Source organism: Desulforhopalus vacuolatus, assembly GCF_016918505.1.
GTDB lineage: Bacteria > Desulfobacterota > Desulfobulbia > Desulfobulbales > Desulfocapsaceae > Desulforhopalus > Desulforhopalus vacuolatus.
Genome location: NZ_JAFFPZ010000138.1, coordinates 1 through 382, shown reverse-complemented (window position 1 = coordinate 382; position 382 = coordinate 1). Strand labels below are relative to the sequence as shown.

Genomic DNA, 382 nt, shown 5'->3' with positions numbered 1-382 from the left:
GATTATGACGATTAAACCACTGTTCCCAGGTATCCGGCACGGCAATGAGCAGGTATGCTCCGTAACAGGTTGCGGGAAATGCGGAAAATATTAATCACCGGCGCGGCTGGTTTTATCGGACATGGTCTGGCACTTCGCCTGCTCGCCGAAGGCAGGGATGTTATCGGGCTCGATAATCTCAACGAGTATTATGATCCGCAATTGAAACAGGACCGTCTGTCTCAATTGCAGGCCCACGACAGGTTCCGCCACGTCCAGTTCGATATGGCGGAACGGGACCGGACCGCAGACCTGTTTGTTGCCGAACAATTCGATGCGGTGGTCAATCTGGCGGCCCAGGCCGGGGTTCGGTACTCGCTGGTCAATCCGCATGCCTATGTGG

General features: G+C 55.2%; 1 protein-coding gene. It reads left to right on the top strand.

Translation table 11 applies throughout. From position 1 onward, the window contains the following. Nucleotides 1–78: 78 nt before the first annotated feature. The coding region (locus tag JWG39_RS16250) for an SDR family NAD(P)-dependent oxidoreductase (protein ID WP_240192194.1) at nt 79–382 on the top strand (304 nt) is incomplete at its 3' end.